The sequence below is a fragment of the Acidovorax sp. Q11 genome (genome assembly GCF_054950075.1).
Window position 1 is genome coordinate 95,349 of record NZ_JBUDZG010000003.1, and the last position, 18,621, is coordinate 113,969.

Genomic DNA, 18,621 nt, shown 5'->3' on the forward strand with positions numbered 1-18,621 from the left:
CGCCCCTGCCTCACACCCGCCCCGCAAACACCTCCGGCCCCAGGCGGGGCTTGCGCGCCTTGCGCTCGAACAGCCACATGCCATACAGCGGCAGTGCCTCGGCCAGTTGCAGCGGCACCACCTGCTCTGCCGCAGCCCCCAGCAGCGCGGGGTGTGGCAGCACGGCCAGCAGGTCAGAGCCCACCACCAGGTTCAGCAAGCTGGCAAAGTCCGGGCAGCGCACAGCCATGCGCGGCGCGGGCATGCGCCGCACGCGGTGCGCCTCGGTCAGCACGTCCACCGGGCCGCTCACGCTCGGGCCCACACAGCCCCAGGCGGCGCTTTGCAAATCGGCCAGTGACCGGGCCTGCGCCAGCGGGTGGCTGCGCCGTGCATAAATTTGCGGCTGCAGCTCGTACAAGCGCCACTGCACCACATCCGGGTGGGCAAACTGGCGCGGCCGGGGCGCAATCACGGCGTCGAAACTGCCATGCAGCAGGCCCGTCAGCAGGCTCCCCTCGTCGGTGGTGGTCATCTCCAGTGAACGCTGGGGCTGCGGCAGGCACCAGGCCTCGTACAGCAGCGGCCCACAGACCAGCGCGGCGGACGCCGTGAGCCCCACGCGCAACACCTTGCGGTTGGCGGCGCCCACGCGGGTCAGCGGCAAGGCGTTGATGCGCAGCGCCAGCGGCGCGCCTTCGGCCACCACACGCCGGGCCAGGTCGGTGGGCACATAACGGCGCCCGTGGCGCACCAGCAGGGGCGCGTCGAACTGCGCCTGCAGCGCCTTCATGCCCTGGCTGATGGCGGGCTGCGACACCCCACAGGCCTGCGCCGCGCGCGCAAACGAGCCCTGGTCGATGACGGATTGGAGGTAGTGCAGGTAGCGCAGATACATAAGCAGCTTTTATGTATGAGGCGCCATTGTCTCTTGCCGCAGCCGCCGGGCGCGGCGAAGCTCTGGGCTTCTGTCTCCACCACGCTCCTGCCCATGACCACGCCACTCGACACCGCCCGCACCTACCTCGCCCACCTGCACGCCAGCCACACCGACGGGTTGATTGCCTGCTTTGAAGACGATGGCGTGGTGCATTCGCCCTTCCTGGGCACCATGCGCGCGAGCGACTTTTTCAAGAAGCTCGCCCAGGCCTCCAGCGGCAGCGTGATCACCGTGCTGGATCTGTTCGTGTCCGCCCAGCCAGACAACGGCGGCGCCGTGCGGGTCGCCGCCTACTTCCGCTACGACTGGACCTTGAACGATGGCCGCGAGGTGACGTTCACCTGCGTGGATGTGTTCACCTTCGACGCGGGCAGCACCCGCATCCGCGACATGAACATCGTCTACGACACCCACCCGCTGCGCGAAGAAGTGGGCGACAAGTACGCGCCCGATCCGGTCACAACAACTCCACGCCCTTGAGCGTGACAAAGCTCGTCTCGCGCGTCACCTGCACGAAATCCTGCAGATACGGCTTGCCCGACAGGCTGGGCAGGCAGGCGGCGTGCAGCTCGCCGCGCAGGCCTTTGTCGCCGGGCCCTACCGCAATGGGCCGCGCCGTCACATAACCCCGGTCCAGGTAGCTCTGCACCGCCCACAGCGGCAGCGCCGCCACGCCGCGCCCGCTGGCCACCAATTGCAGCATGGCCACCGTCAGCTCGGTGGTGCGGCGCGGGGGGCGCACGCCGGCGGGCTCCAGCACCTGGCGGATCAAATCGAGCATTTCGTCGGGCACGGGGTAGGTGATGATGGTCTGGTCGGCAAAGTCCTGCGCCACCAGATGCGGCTTGACCACCAGCGGGTGCGTGTTGGCCAGCAGCGCGCGGATTTCAAAGCCAAACAGCGCGTGGTAGTCCACGCCCGCCTCGTCTGCATCCACCTCGGACACGATGGCCACATCGGCCCGGCCCTGGTGCAGCAGGCCCACGGGGTCGGCATGGAAGCCGCTCACGATGTCCAGCTCCACCTCGGGCCAGCGGGTGCGAAACGCATCCATGGCGGGCATCAGCCAGTCAAAACAGGTGTGGCATTCCACCGCAATGCGCATCTGCCCGCCCTGCCCCAGCACCAGGCGGGCAATGTCGCGCTCGGCCCCTTCCACCTGCGGCAGCATGGCATCGGCCAGCGCCAGCAGGCGTTCGCCCACGGCGGTGAACTGCGGCGGCACCGATTTGCGCTCAAACAGCGGCTGGCCGTAGCGGTCTTCCAGCAGCTTGATCTGGTGCGACAGCGCCGACTGCGTGAGGTTGAGCAGCTGCGCAGCCCGCACCAGGCTGCCGCTGTCGCGCAAGGCCACCAGCGTGCGCAGGTGGCGCACTTCCAGGATCGACTGATTCATTATTAATTTTCAAGTTGATCGACTAAAACTTTCGTTTGAATAATAAACAAGCCCGCGAGACCATCGGTGCCTTCATTGCATTGCTCCATTCAGAAGAAGGAAATCACCATGTCGCTCGCTGCTCCAACCACCCGCCGCCCTGCGCGCACGCACACCCTGGGCTTTCCGCGCATGGGGGCGCAGCGCGCGCTGAAATTCGCGCTCGAATCCTTCTGGCGCGGCGACAGCACCGAGGCCGAGCTGCAGACCACCGCCGCCCAGCTGCGCCAGCAACACTGGCAGGCGCAGGCCGATGCGGGCCTGGGATTTGTGACCGTGGGCGACTTTGCTCTGTACGACCACGTGGCCAACCACATCCAGCTGCTGGGCTGCGAGCCTGCGCGTTTTGACTTTGACGCCCAAGCGCCCGAGCTGGCGCGCTACTTTGCTATGGCCCGGGGCGTGTCGGCCCAAGCTGAAAACCACCAAGGCTGCAGCGCCGGTTGCACAGCCCAGCACCACACCACCGGCCAACCCGCGCTGGAGATGACCAAGTGGTTTGACACCAACTACCACTACCTCGTGCCCGAGTTCAGCGCCCACACGCAGTTCCACCTGGCCAGCGAGCGCCTGTTTGCCGAGGTGGCCGAGGCCCAGGCGCTGGGCCACCGCGTCAAGGCCGTGCTGCTGGGGCCGCTGAGCTTTTTGTGGCTGGGCAAATCCAAAACGGCGGGCTTCGACCGATTCAGCCTGCTGGAGTCCCTGCTGCCCGTGTACGAAGCCGTGCTGGCACGCCTGAAGGCCCAGGGCGTGGAATGGGTGCAGATCGACGAACCCATCCTGGGCCTGGACCTGCCCGACGTGTGGCGCCACGCCTTTGAGCCCAGCTACTGGCAACTCGCCCGCAGCGCGCCCAAGCTGCTACTGGCCACCTACTTCTCGCCCCTGGCCGAGAACCTGCGCCTGGCCTGCCAGCTGCCCGTGGCCGGCCTGCATGTGGACGCCGTGCGCGCCCCTGACGAACTGGTGGGCGTGGCCGACTGGTTGCCGTCGCACAAAGTGCTGTCGGTGGGCATCGTGGACGGCCGCAACATCTGGCGCACCGACCTGGATGCGGCGCTGCAAAAGCTGCGGCCCGTGGCCGACAAGCACCAGGGCGAGTTGTGGCTGGCACCTTCGTGCTCGCTGCTGCATGTGCCGTTCAGCTTAGAGGCCGAAACACAGCTGGACGCCGAGGTGAAGTCGTGGCTGGCGTTTGCGGTGGAAAAACTCGATGAGCTGCGCGTGCTTGCCACCGCCTTGTCGCAAGGCGAAGCGGCGGTAGACGACGAACTGCACGCCGCCCGCACCGCCCTGGCCGCCCGCCGCGCCAGCCCGCGCGTGCACCGCGCCACCGTGGCGGCCCGCATTGCCGCGGCCGCGCCAGGGGCCGATCAGCGCGCCAACGCCTTCCCTGCCCGGCAAAAGGCCCAGCGCGCACGGCTCAAGCTGCCGCTGCTGCCCACCACCACCATCGGCTCGTTCCCGCAGACGGCCGAGATCCGCGCCGCACGCGCCGCCTTCAAGCGCGGGGCGCTCGATGCAGCCCACTACCAACAAAAGATGCAAGAGGAAATTGCCCTGGCCGTGCGCAAGCAGGAAGCCTTGGGGCTGGACGTGCTCGTGCACGGCGAAGCCGAGCGCAACGACATGGTCGAATACTTTGGCGAGCAGCTCGACGGCTTTGCCTTCACCGCCAACGGCTGGGTGCAAAGCTATGGCTCGCGCTGCGTGAAGCCGCCCATCATCTACGGCGATGTGGCCCGCCCCACGCCCATGACCGTGGCCTGGACCCAGTACGCGCAGAGCCTCACCGCCAAACCCATGAAAGGCATGCTCACCGGGCCCATCACCATCCTGCAATGGAGCTTTGTGCGCGACGACCAGCCGCGCGCCACCACGGCCGACCAGATCGCCTGGGCGATCCGCGACGAGGTGTGCGACCTGGAAGCCGCAGGCATTGCCATCATCCAGATCGACGAGCCCGCCATCCGCGAGGGCCTGCCGCTGCGCCGCGCGGGGTGGAAGAGCTACCTGGAGCGCGCCACCCGCGCCTTCCGCATCAGTGCCAGCGGCGTGCGCAACGACACGCAGATCCACACCCACATGTGCTACAGCGAGTTCAACGACATCCTGCCCGCCATCGCGTCCATGGACGCGGATGTGATCACCATCGAGACCAGCCGGTCGGACATGGAGCTGCTGCAGGGCTTTGGCGACTTCAAGTACCCGAACGAAATCGGCCCCGGCGTGTACGACATCCACTCGCCCCGCGTGCCCAGCGTGCAGGATATGACCACACTGCTCGAAAAAGCCGCCGAGGTGGTGCCCGTGGAGCACCTGTGGGTGAACCCCGACTGCGGCCTCAAGACCCGGGGCTGGCCCGAGACCGAGGCCGCCCTGCGCCACATGGTGCAGGCAGCGCAGGAAGTGCGCGAGCGGTTGTTGGAGGAAGCTGCGGCCTGATACGGATTTCCGGGTTCGATCCGTCAGAAATACCCGTTCGGGCTGAGCCTGTCGAAGCCTTCTTGCGCGGCGCTTCGACAGGCTCAGCGTGAACGGTTTTCAAAATTTTGAGAGCGTGTGGATGGCGCCCCACCCAACGCCCGCACTATGCAGAAACGCCCCGCGCTTCGGCCAACTTCACCAGCACCTGCAGCGCGTGGTTCAGCGGCGTCGGCACGCCCAAGGCGGCGCCGCGCTTGACCACATAGCCATTAAGGTGGTCGATCTCGGTCGGTTTGCCCCGCGCCAGATCCTGCGCGGTGGACGAGTATTGGCCGGGCATCGTGCTGGCAATGCCGCGCACGGCCGCCTGCACATCGCCCGGAATCGTCACCCCATCGACAGCCGCCACCGCCAGGCACTCGGCCACGATGTCGGCAATCACCTGCGTCACGCCGGGCACCTGCACCAACGGGCCATAGGGCTGATGTGACAGGGCCGAGAGCGCGTTGTAGGCGCTGTTGAGCACCAGCTTGGCCCACAGCGCGCCGCGCACGTTGTCTGAAATCTGGGTAGGAATGCCCGCCGCCGTCAGTTGGCGGGCCACCGCATCGCTGCGCGGCGAAGGCGCAATCACCAGCTCGCCCCGGCCATGGTGCACCACATGCCCCGCGCCGCCCATGGCAGTGGCCACGTAGACCACGGCGGCGGCCACGGGGGTGCCGGCGTCCAGCACGGCGCGCACGCGCTCGTCGTTGTCCACGCCGTTCTGCAAGGTCAGCACCAGCGTTCCGGGGGTCAGGTGCGGGCGTATCTGGCGCGCGGCATCTTCCGTGTCGGACGACTTCACGCAGAACAGAACCACGTCTGCGCCGTGCACGGCACTGGCCTCGGTGCTGGCCGCCAGGGGCACCTGCACATCCAGCACGGCAGTCTGCAGCCGCAGGCCGTGCTTTTGCACCGCCTCCACATGCGCCTGCCGCCCGATGAGCGTGACGGCGTGGCCCGACCGAGCCAGCAAAGCGCCAAAGTAGCAACCCACGGCGCCCGCGCCCATCACGGCAAACCGCAAGCGCGCAGCAGAGGAGGAAGGTGCAGTATTCAAAGCGGTGGCGTCGGTCATGATGAGGGTAAGACGGGCTGCAAGCCGGGAGCAGGTATAGAACACAGGACATGGACCATGTGCATGGTATCGCCCTGCAAAACCATGGCGCGGTCCAAGGCGTTCTGCGAAGATTGCCATCCCCACCCTGATTGGCGCAAAATGCGCCAATCAGGAGATCGCCATGTCCGCCACTGCCTTTTCTTCCGTCAAGCTCCCCGCCCACCTGGTGGAGCAGGCCCGCCAGGCCGCGCAGCCCATGCGCCGCTCGGTGGCCAGCCAGATCGAATACTGGGCCACGCTGGGCCAGATCGTGGAACACACGGGCCTGAGCGTGCAGGAAGCCCGCAGCGCCATCGAGCAGTACGAAGCCGCCGCCGCACGCACCGCCGCCCTGGCGGCCCCCACGTCGGTGGACGCCCTCACCGCCCGCCTGCTGGCAGCCCAAACGCGCGGCACGCTCGCGCAGCGGGTGCGTGAAGTGGTGCTGGAGAACCAGGCCAAAGCCACCGCCCCTGTCGTCTGACCTTGCATGGTGCCCCCCGCCCAGCAGCCCTCCCCGCCGCCCCGCCACAACACACCACTCCGCTGGTTCCACCTTCTGGCAGGCCCGAACGGCGCGGGCAAATCCACGCTGTACCGCGCCCTGGTGCGCGAAGGCATCCTGGGTCCGCCGCTGGAGTTTGTGAACGCCGATCTGTACGAACAGGCGCACCTGCAGCACATTGCTGACCCCGAAGGCCGGTCCGAAGCGGCGCGCCACTGGGCCGATGCACGCCGCGCTGCCTTGATGAGCAAAGGCGCAGACTTCGCCAGCGAAACCGTGTTTTCGCACCCCTCCAAACTGGCGCTGATCGAAGAAGCCCAGCGCTGCGGCTACACCGTGGCTCTGTACATCGTGGCGCTGGACGACCCGGCCCGGCTGCTGGCCCGTGTGGCGCAGCGCGTGCGCGAAGGCGGGCACCCGGTGCCGCCCGAACGCATCCTGGCCCGCTACCCCCGCACCATGGACAACCTGGCCCAGGCCGTGCGGCAGGCGGATGTGTCCTATCTGTATGACGCTGCCGAGGCCACCGACACCAGCACCGGGCCGCAGCTAGTGGCCGTGTGCTCCCCCGCCCAAGTCACCCCCTTGGCCCAGCCGCTGCCCGCCTGGGCGCAGCGCCTGACCGGGCAATAGCCGATACGTCCACGCGCTACACGGGCCTGTGCGGGCGGCCCACTCTCATCTGCTACGCCGTCGGATCAATGCCAAATTGGGGCCCTGCGCACGTCTGCATTCATCTATAGCTATCCCTTTGGTAGCAATCATGACCCCGTAAAAACCCTGAGTAGATCGCGGGTGTTATCTATTTGCCAAGACAATCATTGTCTAGTCAATTAAATTCACCCTCCATGACTTCCAACACCTCCTCGCCATCGCAGCCCGGCCCGGGCTTCTACAGCCCCAACCAGCTCCAGCCCGAAAACAGCGTGGGCTACCTGATGCGCAAGGTGATGACGTCCATCCGCACCCAGGCCGATGCGCAGCTGTCCACCCACGACCTGACCTACGCCCAGTGGCTACCGCTGTTCAAGATCTCGCGCTGCCCCACCACCACCGTGGCCAGCCTGGCGCGGGACCTGGAAACCGACCCGGCCTCCATGACCCGCGCACTCGACCGACTGGAGGCCAAGGGCCTGGTGGCGCGCGAGCGCTCCACCACCGACCGCCGCGTGGTGCAACTGGCGCTCACCCCCGAGGGCGACAAGGTAGCCGCCCAGGTGCCGCCGGTGCTGGCCGACGTGCTCAACGGCCACCTGAGCGACTTCACCCACGACGAATGGCAGCTGCTGCTGCGCCTGCTGCGCCGCATGCTGGCCAATGGCGAAGCGCTGCGCCAGCAGCGCGGCGCAGACGCCGACTGAACGCGCAGCCCACACCGTTTTCCTCCACACAACACCCCAAAACCATTCTGGAGAACCCCGTGAACACCCCATCCCCCCTGCCCTCCACCCGCTCGGCCCTGGCGGCCCATTTCGCGGTATCGGCCCTGGCGCTGGCCGCTGCCCTCCTGCTGGTGGGCTGCGCCAGCCCCGGCACTGCCCACACGCCGCTGGCGCAGACCACCCCGTCGGCCGTGGGCTTGAACGCCGCCGTTACCGACACCGCCGCCCCCAGCCAGTGGTGGAAAACACTGGGCGACGAGCAGCTCAACACCCTGATCGACACCGCCCTGCAAGACAACCCCAGCCTGGCAGTGAGCCGCGCGCGGCTGGAGCAGGCCGTGGCGCTGAGCCAGGTGCGCGAGGCCGCCAACGGCCCGCAAGCCACCCTGGGCGTGGACGCTACCCGCCAGCGCTACACCGCCAACGGCCTGGTGCCCGCGCCGGTGGCAGGCAACACCTACAACAGCGGCACCGTGCAGGCCTCGCTGAGCTGGTCGCCCGACTTCTTCGGCCAGCACGCCGCCGAGCTGCAGGCCGCCCTGGGCCAGGCGCGCGCCGCCCAGGCCGATGCGGCTGCCGCCGCCAACACCCTGGCTGCCCAGGTGGGCCGCAGCTATGTGGCGCTGGCCCGGCTGGTGGCACAGCGCGACGTGGCCACGCGCGCGCTGGCGCAGCGGGAAGAACAACGCAAGCTCACCCAGGAGCGCACCGCCGCAGGCCTGGACAGCCAGGTCGAGCTGACCCAGGCCCAGGCCGCTGTGCCCGATGCTCGCACCCAGATCGAGGCGCTGGATGAACAAATCACCCTGGCCCGCCGCCAGCTGGCCGTGCTGACCGGCCAGGCACCCGACGCGCTGCCCACGGTCACGCCGCAACTCGCCGCACTGCAACCCACCGCCGTGCCCGAGGTGCTGGGCGCCGACCTGCTGGGCCGCCGCCCCGACGTGGTGGCCGCGCGCTGGCGCGTGGAGGCAGCGACGCAAGGCGTGAACAGCGCGCGCAGCGAGTTCTATCCCAACATCAACATTGGCGTCTTCATTGGCCTGAACTCGCTAGGGCTGGACCGCTTGTTCAACGGCAGCTCGCGCCAGATGGGCGTGACGCCCGCGCTGCGCCTGCCGATCTTTGACGGCGGCCGCCTGCGCGCCCAGCTGGGCGGCCGCGCTGCAGAACTGGACGCCGCCATCGCCCAGTACAACGCCGCCGTGCTCGATGCGGTCAAGGAAGCGGGCGACGCCGTGGCCTCCATCCAGTCGCTTACCCGCCAGCAGGCCTTGCAGGACGAGGCCGTGGCCAATGCTGAAAAAGCCTACCGCTTTGCACAAGAGCGCTACCGCGCGGGCCTGGGCAACTACCTGGTGGTGCTCACCACCGAAAGCCAGGTGCTGGCCCAGCGCCGCCTGGCCGTGGACCTGCGTGCTCGCCAGCTCGACACACGCCTGGTGCTGATGAAGGCCCTGGGCGGCGGCTGGACAGATGACACGGCGGTATGAAACACCCCCTGAGCCGCTTCGCGTCTTCCCCCTCTCTCGCTTCGCGGGAGGGGAACGCACCCAGTGGCCTGGCAAAGCCAGTTCCACGGGTGCACTGGCCTCGGCCGCGCCCGTTGAGTAAGTAGCTGGCAAGGCCCGACCCGATCAAAAACACATAACAACACATTCCTGAAAGACCACCGCCATGACCGCCCACAGCGAACCTCTCACCGCCAACGAAGCCAACACCGCCCGCCGCCGGGGCCTCACCCTCATTGCCGCCGCCGTTGCGCTGGTGGCCATCGGCTGGGGCGGATGGCACTGGGCCAATGGCCGCCATGTGGAGACCACCGATAACGCCTACGTGGCGGGCAACGTGGTGCAGATCACGCCGCAGATCGGAGGCACTGTGGTGTCCATCGGCGCGGATGACACCGACTATGTGAAGGCCGGGCAACTGCTGGTCAAGCTCGACCCTGCCGACGCCCGCGTGGCGCTGGAGCAGGCCGAGGCCCAGCTGGCCCAGACCGTGCGCGAAGTGCGCACCCTGTATGCCAACAACGCTACCCTGAAGGCGCAGGTCAGCCTGCGCAGCGCCGACCTGGCCCGCGCCCAGGCCGATGCCGCCCGCATGCAGGACGACGTGAACCGCCGCGCCCCGCTGATGGCCAGCGGCGCCGTGGGCAAGGAAGAGTTCCAGCACGCCACTGCCCAGCTGGCCGCTGCCAAGAGCACCGTGGCCGCCGCCCAATCGGCCGTGCTGGCCGCGCAAGAGCAACTGGCCGCCAGCCAGACGCAGACCGAGGGCACGTCCATCGAGCAGCACCCCAACGTTGCGCGTGCCTCGGCCCGCGTACGCGAGGCCTACCTGGCCGTGCAGCGCGCCCAGCTGGTCGCCCCGCTGGACGGCCATGTGGCCAAGCGCGGCGTGCAGGTGGGCCAGCGTGTGCAGGCAGGCGCCCCGCTGATGACGCTGGTGCCGCTGAACGACCTGTGGGTGGACGCGAACTTCAAGGAAAGCCAGCTCAAGACCCTGCGCATCGGCCAGCCCGCCGAGCTGGAGGCCGACGTGTACGGCACCAAGGTCGTCTACCACGGCACCGTGACGGGCCTGGGTGCGGGCACCGGCGCCGCCTTTGCGCTGCTGCCCGCGCAGAACGCCACGGGCAACTGGATCAAGGTGGTGCAGCGCGTGCCCGTGCGCATTGCACTCGACCCCAAGGAAGTGGCCGAGCACCCGCTGCGCGTGGGCCTGTCGATGGAAGTCAAGGTGGACACTGCCGACCAGAGCGGCAAGACGCTGGCCGACACACAGCGCACCACGCCCGTGGCCGCCACCGCTGTGTTCGACGAGCAGTTCAAGGCCGCAGACGACGAGGTGGCCCACATCATTGCCGCCAACCTGGGCCGCAGCGGCAAGGCTGCTGTGGCTGTGGCATCGCCCAAGGTGGGCAAGGCGCCCGCGCAAAGCCAGCAGCAACACGCTTCGGCCCCGGTGGCCTCGGCAGTGCAGTCGCCTGTGGTGCAGTAAACGGGGTGGATAGCGCATGACCGCCGCCAACCCCACTGCAGACGCAGCCGATCAGGCGCCCGCGAAGGCGACGCCCGCAGCAGCGCAACCACCGGCCCCCGCCGCCTACCCACCACTGCAAGGCACGGCCCTGCTGCTGGGCACGCTGTCGCTGTCGCTGGCCACGTTCATGAACGTGCTGGATTCGTCCATCGCCAACGTCTCCATCCCTGCCATTGCCGGTGACCTGGGTGTGAGCCCCGGCCAGGGCACCTGGGTCATCACCAGCTTTGGTGTGGCCAATGCGATCTCGGTGCCGCTCACCGGCTGGCTCACGCAGCGCTTTGGCGCGGTGCGCCTGTTCACCATGAGCGTGCTGCTGTTCGTGCTCACGTCCTGGCTGTGCGGCTTTGCCGGGTCGCTGGAGGCACTGGTGTTCTTCCGCGTGCTGCAAGGACTGGTGGCGGGGCCCATGATTCCGCTGAGCCAAACCCTGCTGCTCGCCAGCTACCCCAAAGCGCTGGCAGGCACCGCCCTGGCGCTGTGGGGCGTGACCACGCTGGTCGCACCCGTGGTCGGGCCGCTGCTGGGCGGGTGGATCACCGACAACATCTCGTGGCCGTGGATCTTCTACATCAACGTGCCCGTGGGCCTGCTGGCCGGTGCGTTGACCTGGGGCATCTACCGCCAGCGCGAGACACCCATCCGCAAACTGCCCATCGACACCGTGGGCCTCAGCCTGCTGGTGCTGTGGGTGGGCGCGCTGCAGCTCATGCTCGACAAGGGCAAGGAGCTGGACTGGTTTGCCTCGGGCGAGATCATCACCATGGCCGTGGTCGCCGTGGTGGCGTTTGCCGTCTTCCTGGTGTGGGAGCTGACCGAGAAGCACCCGGTGGTGGACTTGAAGCTCTTCAAGGGCCGCAACTTCACCTTTGGCGCGCTGGCGCTGTCGGTGGCCTACGCGCTCTTCTTTGGCAACGTGGTGCTGCTGCCGCTGTGGCTGCAGCAGTGGATGGGCTACACCGCCACCTCGGCCGGCATGGCGCTGGCGCCGGTGGGCATTTTTGCCATTTTGCTCACGCCGCTGGTCGGCAAGAAGGTGGGCCAGTGGGACCCGCGCCGCATGGCCACGGGCGCGTTCATCGTGTTCAGCACGGTGCTGTGGATGCGTTCGCAGTTCACAGTGCAGACGGACTTCATCCACATCCTGATCCCCACCCTGCTGCAGGGCGCGGCCATGGCGTTCTTCTTTATCCCGCTGACCACCCTGACCTTGGCGGGTATCGCGCCAGAGCGTATCCCGGCAGCTGCGGGCCTGAGCAACTTCGTGCGTATCACCGCTGGGGCCATGGGCACGTCGATCGCCACCACGCTGTGGGAGAGCCGCGCCGCCATGCACCATGCGCACCTGACCGAAGGGCTGGTGCAGGGCCAGGGCGTGTTTGCGCAGACGCTGGACAACCTCACCGCGTCCGGCCTCACGCAGATGCAGGCGCTGGCGCAGATCAACCGGCTCATCGACCAGCAGGCGTTCACACGCGCGGCCAATGACATCTTTCTGGGCTCGGCGGGTTTGTTCCTGCTGCTGATCGCGCTGATCTGGCTGACCAAGCGGCCTGCCAGAACGGCGGGTGGCGGTGGTGCCGCCGATGCAGGCGGCGCTCACTAGCGCAAACCAGGGCATTTTCAAGAGAAAAACCACCCTCTCCGCGCTATAGAAAACAAGAGTTTGCTATATTTTACATAGCAATTGATGACAAAAGCGGCTCCTCAGAGCCGCTTTTGTCTTGAAGGTGCGCCACATGGCCCGCAATGGGCCTAAGCAGCCCCCACCCGCTTTTCAGCGTTGGCAAACGCCGTGGCCAGCGCTGCAAACTCGCTCTGGCTCACCACCCCATCGGCAATGCCGCTGCGGTCCATCAGCTGCAGCACGGCCTGCGAAAAATCATTGCCCGGCCGGGTGATCGACGTGCTGGCCAGGCCCTGCAAAAACTCCTGGTGCGAAATCCGGCCGTCCTTGCTGGTGTCAAAACCGGCGGCAATCTGCTCCTTCTGGGCATCGTCCGCGCCAAACTGGCTGAGCAGCGCCTGAAAGTCCTGCGTAGCGACCGAGCCCCCCGCCGCAGGCAAGCCCACCAAGCCACCACCACTGCCGCCGCCGCGCTGCACGGCGCCCAGAGCCCCATCCACCTTGCCCTGCGACACCAGAATGCCCTTGCCCGCAAACCCCGCCAGCGCCTCAGCCTGGGGGCTGAGCGTGACCACGGCCGATGGCTGCGCCTGCGCTTCTTCGCTGCCACGCCGGGGCGCTGCAGACTTGGCCGCCCCGCTGGAGGCAGCATTGAAGACCAGCGAGGCTACGGATGCAAGACCGGAAAGAAGAGGTGACATCGCCTTGAACTCCTGCGTGGCGATATCCCGGTGCCGTGCCGGGAAACCTCCCGCCAGCCACCGCTTCGCCTTGTGATCGGAGCGTACGCGGCACGGCAGGCGACGGTGGCGCAATAAAACGGGGCTCCCCGGCCCACTTTGCAGGATCACCCGGGGGCGTGTGAACAAGCCCCTCAGGCTGGCGACACGTAGCCAGGCCCAAACGCCACAAAAACCCCCCTCCAACTGCCCCGCAGCCTCGCCCTGGTAGTGAAGCACCGACGCCTGCACGATGCGCCCGATGCCCTTGCGCTGCAGCATGCGCGCAAAGGGCTGCCACACTTGCGCAGACGGCGCCTGCGCCACGGCGGTGAAGGTGCCCGCCATGGGCACGAGGTAGTCCATGGTGTTGCGCTGGATGACCAGGCGGCTGCCCAGCCCCTCGGCCGACAACCGCAGGTGCAGCATGGACCACGCCGCCAGGATGGCCACGGCCGATGCACTGCCGCCAAACACCGTGTCGCGGTGGTTGATGTTGGGCGCCAGCGGCGCGCTCAGCACCACCTGGTGGGGCGATGCATCCACCACGCTCACATCCATGGCGTGGGACAAAGGGATGTGCTGGTGCAGGTAGGCCTGGAGTTCGAGAAGATTCACGGTGTGCTCCGGGGGAACCGGTGAGTTTTGGTAGGGCGATTCTGAGGGCAACCGACGGGCCTTATCCTGACCAAACCATCCACCCAGCAACTACCGCGCATCCCGGTGCACGATGTGCTGCACGCCCACAGTCTCCCGCATCAGCGCACTGCGCAGGAAGGCGGGACGCAGATCCAGACCAGCCAGTTGCTCCCGGTCAAACCACGCAAAGACAAGCTTCTGGTCGCCCTCCACACCTTCGTACGGGCCCGCCGACACGTCGAGCAACGATCCAGGCAGTGGCCGAGCGTGCAGGTACAGCCCGATCTCGTGGTACGCCACGCCTGCATAGTTGAAGAAGTTCTCCACCACAAAGGCGAGGTCCTCCAGCGCCACCGCGATGTCCAGCTCTTCCTGCAGCTCGCGGATGATGGTTTGGGCGGCGCTTTCGCCGGGTTCGATGCCGCCGCCCGGCAGAGCCCAGAAGGCATCGCGCTGCAGCCGGTGCAAGAGCACCCGGCCATCCTCACGCCGCACGATGGCGGCGGCGCGCTGGCGGACACGGGGCACCGGGTGATGGGCAGGCGCCATGGGGGGTGAAGAAGTCATATCGGGCAGGGAGGAACGGCGCGATCCTACCGAGTCCGACACAGATCACGGCGAGAGCCACACGTCCCTGAGCCAATCCACCGTCTCCTGCAGCGGGTGCCCCGTGGCAATCTCATCCATGCGGTCCAGCTTGTCCACCGCGTCCAACGCAATCGTTTCGTTCGGTTGGAAGACGATCTGCAGGCGGTGGTAGCGGTCGTCCAGCAGCTGCCGGGCCTGGTAGTCCGAGATACCGGCCACGCCGTCCATCAGCACGTTGATGAGCGGCTGCGCCCACTGCGCGTAGCCCCAGTCCAGCGTCTGGCCCTTGATGTAGGTGAGGCTCACGCCGGTGCCCAGCGACAGCATCACCACTTCATGGAGCGCGGCGCGCTCTGCGGGCTGGTTGCGGCGCGAAATGGCCTGGGCCAGCGCCACGATGCTGGGGTTGTTGGCATACACGCCGCCGTCGATATAACCGTCGGCCGAGGGGAAGTAAGTGGGCGCCGAACTGGTGTACTGGGCGATATGGGCCACCAGTTGCTCGCCGTCCGAATCCGCTCCCTTGAAATTATGAAAAATCTTGGGCTTCCAGGTGCGTTTGGCGGCCACTTCCTCGTTGTCGAGGTCAAAGGTGGGGATGGCCACCTTGCGGGTGACGTCGCGCAGTTTCAGGTCGCCAAACACCGCTTTCAGCTCTGCCTTGAGGCCCTTGCTCGAATAGTCGGCACCCACGGTTTTGCCCAGGTCGCGCAGGTTGTCCCAGATGCTGTCGTCAAAGATGAAGCCGCCGCGCTCCTTGTACACCGTGCAGATTTCCTCGGGCGTCTTGCCACAGGCCAGGCCCAGCGCCAGGATGCCGCCGGTGGAGGTGCCCGCAAACAAGTCCACGGTATTGAGCCACCCCGCAACCTGCGGGTGGGCATTGAGCCGGGCCAGCAGCCGGGCCGTGATCAGGCCGCGCAGGCCGCCGCCGTCCAGGCAGAGGATTCGGTACTTCGCCATGGGAGCACTCCTAGTGTGCGGATAGGTGGCTCGGATGCTAGGCGGCTCCCCACAGGATGCCAAGAAGATTTGTGCAGGCGATGGGCCCGCCACGGCTCTACCGCCGGTCCGGCCGCAGCCGCCCGCCCTCGCCCTGCCCCACTTCCTTCAAAAAGCTCCACACCGCCTGCATGCGCGCCAGGTGCTTGGCCTCGGCAGGCATGCTCATCCAGAAGGTGCGGGTAAAGCGCGCCTCCTGCGGCAGGACGCGGGCCAGCACCGGGTCGGTGTCGGCCAGAAAGGTAGGCAGCACGGCCAGCCCGGCACCGGCGCGCACCGCCTCGTACTGGGCCGTGATGCTGGTGCTGCGCATGGCAAACCGCTCGGGCGGATAGAGCTGGTCGAGAAACTGCAGCTCCTTGGTAAACAGCAGGTCGTCCACATAACTCACAAACGCGTGGTGGCGCAGGTCCTCGCGCGTGGCCACCAAGGGGCGGCGGGCCAGGTATTCGCGCTGGCCGTACAGGTGCAGCGTGTAGTCGGCCAGCTTGGTGACGATGACCGAGCCGCGCGTGGGCCGCTCCAGCGATATGACGATGTCCGCCTCGCGCCGCGACAGGTGCAGCATGCGCGGCAGTGCCAGCAGGTCGATGGACAGGTGCGGGTGCTTTTGCGTAAGCCGCGCCAGGTGCGGCGCCAGGATCAGCGTGCCAAACCCCTCGGTGGCTCCCACGCGCACCAGGCCCGAAGGCCCGGCCCCCGCCTGCGCCGGGGCGGCGCGCTCCACACCCAGCACGGCGGTTTCCATGGCCTCCACGGCGGGCAGCAGCTGGCGCCCGGCCTCGGTCAGCCGGTGGCCGCCCGCCTCGCGCGCAAACAGGGCGGCGCCCATCTGCTTTTCCAGCGCCTGGATGCGGCGGGCCACCGTGGTGTGCTCCACCCCCGCGCGGCGGGCAGCGGCGGCCAGGGTGCCAGAGCGGGCCAGCTCCAGGAAGTAACGCAGGTTGTCCCAATCCATGATGTGCAAATTTGCAAAACCAAAGTGCATCATTGTCTATTGCTTCAGCAATTTTGCACAGCTACGATGCGCCATTCGTCGGCAAACCGCCGCGTGCCAACCCAGGAGACAAACCCATGAATGCACCGACTTCCCAGGCCGTGCTGGCCCCCACCGTCAAACTGCTGATCGGCGGCAAGTTCGTCGAGTCCAAGACCACGCAGTGGCGCGACGTGGTGAACCCCGCCACGCAAGAAGTGCTGGCCCGCGTGCCGTTTGCCACCCCTGAAGAAATCGACGCCGCCGTGGCGTCTGCCCAGGAAGCCTTCAAGACCTGGAAGAAGACCGCCATCGGTGCCCGCGCCCGCATCTTCCTCAAGTACCAGCAGCTGATCCGCGAAAACATGGCCGAGCTGGCCGCCATCCTGACGGCAGAACAAGGCAAGACCCTGCCCGACGCCGAAGGTGATGTGTTCCGTGGCCTGGAAGTGGTCGAACACGCGGCCAGCATCGGCAACCTGCAACTGGGCGAGCTGGCCAACAACGTGGCCGGTGGCGTGGACACCTACACGCTGATGCAGCCCTTGGGCGTGTGCGCAGGCATCACCCCCTTCAACTTCCCCGCCATGATCCCGCTGTGGATGTTCCCCATGGCCATTGCCACGGGCAACACCTTCGTGCTCAAGCCCTCCGAGCAAGACCCCATGGTGACCATGCGCCTGGTGGAGCTGGCGCTCGAAGCCGGCATCCCCCCTGGCGTGCTCAACGTGATCCACGGTGGCGAAGCCGCTGTGAACGCGATCTGCGACCACAAGGACATCAAGGCGATCAGCTTCGTGGGCTCCACCAAGGTGGGCACCCATGTCTACAACCGCGCCAGCCTCAACGGCAAGCGCGTGCAATGCATGATGGGCGCCAAGAACCACGCCATCGTGATGCCTGACGCCAACAAGGAACAGACCCTGAACGCCCTGGCCGGTGCTGCGTTCGGTGCCGCTGGCCAGCGCTGCATGGCGCTGTCGGTGGTGGTGCTGGTGGGCGAAGCGCAAAAGTGGATCCCCGAGCTGGTGGCCAAGGCCAAGACCCTGAAGGTGAGCGCCGGTGTGGAAAAAGGCACGGACGTGGGCCCCGTGGTGTCCTGCGCCGCCAAGGACCGCGTGCAGAGCCTGATCGAGCGCGGCATTGCCGACGGCGCCACGCTGGAGCTGGACGGCCGCAACCCGCAAGTGGCTGGCTACGAAAAGGGCAACTTCGTGGGCCCCACGGTGTTCAGCGGCGTCAAGCCCGGCATGAGCATCTACGACCAGGAAATCTTTGGCCCCGTGCTGTGCCTGTCGGCCGCTGCCGACATTGACGAAGCCATTTCCTTCATCAACGACAACCCCAACGGCAACGGCACCGCCATCTTCACCCAGTCGGGCGCTGCAGCCCGCAAGTTCCAGGAAGAGATCGACGTGGGCCAGGTCGGCATCAACGTGCCAATCCCCGTGCCCGTGCCCCTGTTCTCGTTCTCGGGCTCGCGTGCCTCCAAGCTGGGCGACCTGGGCCCCTACGGCAAGCAGGTCGTGCTGTTCTACACGCAGACCAAGACGGTGACGGCGCGCTGGTTTGACGACAGCACCATCTCGCATGGTGTGAACACGACGATTAGTTTGAAGTAACCCCCTGAGCGGCTTCGCCGCATCCCCCTTTCTCTGCTTCGCTTTGCGATGCGGAAGGGGGACGCCACCGGCGCGGCGGGGCGGCCCTTGCGCGGTGGCACTGGCTTGGGCCGCGCCGGTTTCGGCGGTAGCGTGCGGTGGTAAAAGCGGGGCATGCAAATTGATCTGACAACGATGCGGGGATGGGCCATGGTCTTCGGTGCTGCTTGCGCGATGCTGATGGGTGCCGATGCCCACGCACAGGCCGGTGCTGCCTGCAAACCCGGCGGCACGGTGGAAGAAACCAACGCATGCGCCGTGCAAGCCTTCCAGGCGGCAGACACCGAGATCGCCATCCTCTACGGCGACGTGATGCGCGCCCTGTCGGCCCACGAACGGCCCCAGCTGCGGCAGGAGCACACCGCCTGGCAGCGCGAGCGCACCACCCGCTGCAAGCAGGCGCAGCGCAGCAACGAATCGCAACCCCAGTGGCCGCGCCTGTACCACGAGTGCCTGACGGCCGAAACCCAGGCGCGCCGCAAAGGCCTGATGCGCTGGCTCACGCTGGACCACCCTTCCGCCAAGCCCTGAGCAAGGCCCCCAGAACAACAAGAA

17 protein-coding genes are annotated in these 18,621 nt (G+C 67.2%); 10 read left to right on the top strand and 7 right to left on the bottom strand.

What is annotated here, in order from left to right; genetic code table 11:
* Positions 1-10: 10 nt before the first annotated feature.
* Positions 11-877: a LysR family transcriptional regulator gene (locus ACYZGB_RS04135; protein WP_462386950.1), complete on the bottom strand. Its 867-nt coding sequence runs from the start codon at positions 875-877 to the stop codon at positions 11-13.
* A gap of 93 nt (positions 878-970) precedes the next feature.
* Between ACYZGB_RS04135 and ACYZGB_RS04140 the strand changes: the two genes are divergently transcribed.
* On the top strand, positions 971-1,399 hold the full coding sequence (locus ACYZGB_RS04140) for a nuclear transport factor 2 family protein (protein WP_462386951.1): 429 nt from the start codon (positions 971-973) through the stop codon (positions 1,397-1,399).
* On the opposite strand, the gene ACYZGB_RS04145 is transcribed toward ACYZGB_RS04140, so the two are convergent.
* Positions 1,377-2,315, bottom strand: coding sequence for a LysR family transcriptional regulator (locus ACYZGB_RS04145; RefSeq protein WP_462386952.1), 939 nt, complete (start codon positions 2,313-2,315; stop codon positions 1,377-1,379). The two genes, ACYZGB_RS04140 and ACYZGB_RS04145, sit on opposite strands and share 23 nt — an antisense overlap.
* A 108-nt stretch (positions 2,316-2,423) precedes the next feature.
* Here ACYZGB_RS04145 and metE point away from each other — a divergent pair, with 108 nt between their 5' ends.
* Complete coding sequence (gene metE / locus ACYZGB_RS04150) at positions 2,424-4,799, top strand: 5-methyltetrahydropteroyltriglutamate--homocysteine S-methyltransferase (protein ID WP_462386953.1); 2,376 nt, start codon at positions 2,424-2,426, stop codon at positions 4,797-4,799.
* Positions 4,800-4,944: 145 nt separating this feature from the next.
* On the opposite strand, the gene ACYZGB_RS04155 is transcribed toward metE, so the two are convergent.
* Positions 4,945-5,901, bottom strand: a complete 957-nt coding sequence (locus tag ACYZGB_RS04155) for a ketopantoate reductase family protein (protein ID WP_462386954.1) — start codon at positions 5,899-5,901, stop codon at positions 4,945-4,947.
* A gap of 163 nt (positions 5,902-6,064) precedes the next feature.
* Between ACYZGB_RS04155 and ACYZGB_RS04160 the strand changes: the two genes are divergently transcribed.
* The 6 genes from ACYZGB_RS04160 to ACYZGB_RS04185 all read left to right on the top strand — a co-directional run bounded on the left by ACYZGB_RS04160 (position 6,065) and on the right by ACYZGB_RS04185 (position 12,460).
* Positions 6,065-6,406, top strand: coding sequence for a TA system antitoxin ParD family protein (locus ACYZGB_RS04160; RefSeq protein ID WP_462386955.1), 342 nt, complete (start codon positions 6,065-6,067; stop codon positions 6,404-6,406).
* A gap of 6 nt (positions 6,407-6,412) precedes the next feature.
* Entirely contained in the window at positions 6,413-7,060 is a 648-nt protein-coding gene (locus tag ACYZGB_RS04165; protein ID WP_462386956.1) for a zeta toxin family protein, read from the top strand.
* A 215-nt stretch (positions 7,061-7,275) separates the two neighbouring features.
* Positions 7,276-7,788 (top strand): MarR family winged helix-turn-helix transcriptional regulator, encoded by a 513-nt coding sequence (locus tag ACYZGB_RS04170; RefSeq protein ID WP_462386957.1) that lies wholly within the window; start codon positions 7,276-7,278, stop codon positions 7,786-7,788.
* Positions 7,789-7,847: 59 nt separating this feature from the next.
* Positions 7,848-9,302 carry an efflux transporter outer membrane subunit gene (locus ACYZGB_RS04175; RefSeq protein WP_462386958.1) on the top strand — a complete coding sequence of 485 codons (1,455 nt, stop codon included), beginning with the start codon at positions 7,848-7,850 and terminating at the stop codon, positions 9,300-9,302.
* A 184-nt stretch (positions 9,303-9,486) separates the two neighbouring features.
* Positions 9,487-10,812: an HlyD family efflux transporter periplasmic adaptor subunit gene (locus tag ACYZGB_RS04180; protein WP_176886069.1), complete on the top strand. Its 1,326-nt coding sequence runs from the start codon at positions 9,487-9,489 to the stop codon at positions 10,810-10,812.
* Positions 10,813-10,828: 16 nt separating this feature from the next.
* Positions 10,829-12,460 carry a DHA2 family efflux MFS transporter permease subunit gene (locus tag ACYZGB_RS04185; protein ID WP_462386959.1) on the top strand — a complete coding sequence of 544 codons (1,632 nt, stop codon included), beginning with the start codon at positions 10,829-10,831 and terminating at the stop codon, positions 12,458-12,460.
* A 149-nt stretch (positions 12,461-12,609) separates the two neighbouring features.
* On the opposite strand, the gene ACYZGB_RS04190 is transcribed toward ACYZGB_RS04185, so the two are convergent.
* The 4 genes from ACYZGB_RS04190 to ACYZGB_RS04205 form a co-directional block, all read right to left on the bottom strand.
* Positions 12,610-13,818, bottom strand: coding sequence for a YiiD C-terminal domain-containing protein (locus ACYZGB_RS04190; protein WP_462386960.1), 1,209 nt, complete (start codon positions 13,816-13,818; stop codon positions 12,610-12,612).
* A 90-nt stretch (positions 13,819-13,908) separates the two neighbouring features.
* On the bottom strand, positions 13,909-14,406 hold the full coding sequence (locus ACYZGB_RS04195) for an NUDIX hydrolase (RefSeq protein ID WP_462386961.1): 498 nt from the start codon (positions 14,404-14,406) through the stop codon (positions 13,909-13,911).
* A gap of 45 nt (positions 14,407-14,451) precedes the next feature.
* Complete coding sequence (locus ACYZGB_RS04200) at positions 14,452-15,390, bottom strand: patatin-like phospholipase family protein (RefSeq protein WP_462386963.1); 939 nt, start codon at positions 15,388-15,390, stop codon at positions 14,452-14,454.
* Positions 15,391-15,487: 97 nt separating this feature from the next.
* On the bottom strand, positions 15,488-16,387 hold the full coding sequence (locus tag ACYZGB_RS04205) for a LysR family transcriptional regulator (RefSeq protein ID WP_462386964.1): 900 nt from the start codon (positions 16,385-16,387) through the stop codon (positions 15,488-15,490).
* 116 nt (positions 16,388-16,503) lie between these two features.
* Here ACYZGB_RS04205 and ACYZGB_RS04210 point away from each other — a divergent pair, with 116 nt between their 5' ends.
* Together ACYZGB_RS04210 and ACYZGB_RS04215 are read left to right on the top strand one after the other, a co-directional pair.
* Entirely contained in the window at positions 16,504-18,027 is a 1,524-nt protein-coding gene (locus ACYZGB_RS04210; protein WP_462386965.1) for a CoA-acylating methylmalonate-semialdehyde dehydrogenase, read from the top strand.
* Between the two features lie 153 nt (positions 18,028-18,180).
* Complete coding sequence (locus tag ACYZGB_RS04215) at positions 18,181-18,597, top strand: lysozyme inhibitor LprI family protein (RefSeq protein ID WP_462386966.1); 417 nt, start codon at positions 18,181-18,183, stop codon at positions 18,595-18,597.
* Positions 18,598-18,621: the final 24 nt, after the last annotated feature.

Coding starts and splice junctions, on each gene's coding strand:
- ACYZGB_RS04185 (WP_462386959.1), top strand. CDS start 10,829: ATGACCGCCGCCAACCCCACTGCAGACGCAGCCGATCAGGCGCCCGCG.
- ACYZGB_RS04205 (WP_462386964.1), bottom strand. CDS start 16,387: ATGGATTGGGACAACCTGCGTTACTTCCTGGAGCTGGCCCGCTCTGGC.
- ACYZGB_RS04200 (WP_462386963.1), bottom strand. CDS start 15,390: ATGGCGAAGTACCGAATCCTCTGCCTGGACGGCGGCGGCCTGCGCGGC.
- ACYZGB_RS04155 (WP_462386954.1), bottom strand. CDS start 5,901: ATGACCGACGCCACCGCTTTGAATACTGCACCTTCCTCCTCTGCTGCG.
- ACYZGB_RS04135 (WP_462386950.1), bottom strand. CDS start 877: ATGTATCTGCGCTACCTGCACTACCTCCAATCCGTCATCGACCAGGGC.
- ACYZGB_RS04195 (WP_462386961.1), bottom strand. CDS start 14,406: ATGACTTCTTCACCCCCCATGGCGCCTGCCCATCACCCGGTGCCCCGT.
- ACYZGB_RS04140 (WP_462386951.1), top strand. CDS start 971: ATGACCACGCCACTCGACACCGCCCGCACCTACCTCGCCCACCTGCAC.
- ACYZGB_RS04170 (WP_462386957.1), top strand. CDS start 7,276: ATGACTTCCAACACCTCCTCGCCATCGCAGCCCGGCCCGGGCTTCTAC.
- ACYZGB_RS04165 (WP_462386956.1), top strand. CDS start 6,413: ATGGTGCCCCCCGCCCAGCAGCCCTCCCCGCCGCCCCGCCACAACACA.
- ACYZGB_RS04215 (WP_462386966.1), top strand. CDS start 18,181: ATGCAAATTGATCTGACAACGATGCGGGGATGGGCCATGGTCTTCGGT.
- metE (WP_462386953.1), top strand. CDS start 2,424: ATGTCGCTCGCTGCTCCAACCACCCGCCGCCCTGCGCGCACGCACACC.
- ACYZGB_RS04160 (WP_462386955.1), top strand. CDS start 6,065: ATGTCCGCCACTGCCTTTTCTTCCGTCAAGCTCCCCGCCCACCTGGTG.
- ACYZGB_RS04145 (WP_462386952.1), bottom strand. CDS start 2,315: ATGAATCAGTCGATCCTGGAAGTGCGCCACCTGCGCACGCTGGTGGCC.
- ACYZGB_RS04210 (WP_462386965.1), top strand. CDS start 16,504: ATGAATGCACCGACTTCCCAGGCCGTGCTGGCCCCCACCGTCAAACTG.
- ACYZGB_RS04180 (WP_176886069.1), top strand. CDS start 9,487: ATGACCGCCCACAGCGAACCTCTCACCGCCAACGAAGCCAACACCGCC.